A 1382-nucleotide genomic window follows, 5' to 3' on the forward strand; every position below is an offset into this window, starting at 1 on the left:
ACGCGTTGTCCGACACATGGAAACCGCGGCGACGCGCCACGCGAACAAAATAGGCGTCAAGCGCCATTCAAGAGGGCCGCAGAGCTCCGCTTACACACGAGTAGCTCTTGAGCGCAGACTGGGGCTTCCGTGTTACTTGCGTGCAAGGCACGAACTTGCGGCTCGAGCGTAAGCGTAGCTCTGCGGCCCTTTTGATTGGCGCTTGATGTCTATTTTGAGCGCTTGACGCGAAGCCGCGGCTTCCAAATTTCGGACAAAGCGTTGACGGCGGCCTCGAGCGCCTTCCGGTCGACGACGTTGGGATCGAACCGCTCTGGGCCCCAAAGGCTCATATGTTCGTGCTCCGGATGAGCGGGGTCGCCGATGGCATCGAGGTATTCGGCATAGCCTGGCGCACCGCCGACGTCTTCTGGAGGACAACGACCGGTGGCCTCGAGCAAGAGGGGAAGTCCCTCCGTCGTGGTGTTCTCGAACCATTTTTCGAGCTTGATCACATGGTCCCAGCTGTCGCCGAAGTCATAGAGATAATGGATCGTCTTGGCGCCGGTCTCGCGAACGACATCGCAAAGCCGCGCTTTGCTGGCATCCATGGGCTGGTGGCCGTAATCGTTGTCGGGATCAGGAATCCCCCAATGGACATCGCCAGCGAAGAACTCGAAGAGATGGCTGTTCGTCCAGCCAAACGCCGCCTGAAGCGTCAGATGCAGCCGATCAAGGCGCAGGGTGGCGGGTACGACAAGGCAACGCATCACCTGCGGCTTCATATCCTTGAGGGTCACCCTGATCCGGACCGCGGTCGTGTTCAGGCTCATGCTGCCTGCCTCGGATCGTGCGCATGCATCGCGTAGGTCGACGCCCAGGGAAGCAGTTCGTCCAGTCGGGCCGCAGGCCAGCCATTGACGAGCTTTGCGAGGACGTCGGAGAGCACAGTGCTCGGCGCTGACGCCATTGAGCTTGCACGTTTCAATGAGCGAAGCCAGCAATGCCCAATTCTCGGCACCCTCGTCGCACCCAGCGAACAGAGCATTCTTGGCATTGAGCTTGATCGGGCGCATCGCGCGCTCGACAGCGTTCGTGTCCATCTCGATGCGCCCGTCATCAAGGTAGAGCGTCAAGCCGTCCCAATGACGTAGCGCATAGCGCAAAGCCTTCGCCGTGTCGCTCTTCTGCGCGAGGTGATCAAGCTTGGCCTCAAACCACTGCTTCAAGGCTGCAGCCAGAGGCCGGGCATGCGCTTGTCGGCCCGCGCGGCGCTCGGCATCAGATCGGCCGCGGAGGGCTTTCTCGACCGCGTAGAGCTGGGCGATGCGCTCGAGGGCCTCGCGGGCAACCGGAGCTGGCGCCGGCGAAGCCTCGCGCTCGATCTTCACAAACTGGCGCCG

Annotated in this window: 1 protein-coding gene and 1 pseudogene; both read right to left on the minus strand. The window is 61.8% G+C overall.

Annotated features, from left to right (window positions below):
* Positions 1 to 209: 209 nt before the first annotated feature.
* Positions 210 to 812 carry a plasmid pRiA4b ORF-3 family protein gene (locus K288_RS0143405; RefSeq protein WP_027584869.1) on the minus strand — a complete coding sequence of 201 codons (603 nt, stop codon included), beginning with the start codon at positions 810 to 812 and terminating at the stop codon, positions 210 to 212.
* Positions 809 to 1382: pseudogene (locus K288_RS51955) on the minus strand (transposase); the annotation flags it as partial. The pseudogene K288_RS51955 and the gene K288_RS0143405, both read right to left, overlap by 4 nt.

This window comes from Bradyrhizobium sp. Ai1a-2 (assembly GCF_000426245.1).
Taxonomy (GTDB): Bacteria; Pseudomonadota; Alphaproteobacteria; order Rhizobiales; family Xanthobacteraceae; genus Bradyrhizobium.

Excerpts from the sequence above, each read along its gene's own strand:
- K288_RS0143405 (WP_027584869.1), bottom strand. The coding sequence starts at position 812 with ATGAGCCTGAACACGACCGCGGTCCGGATCAGGGTGACCCTCAAGGAT.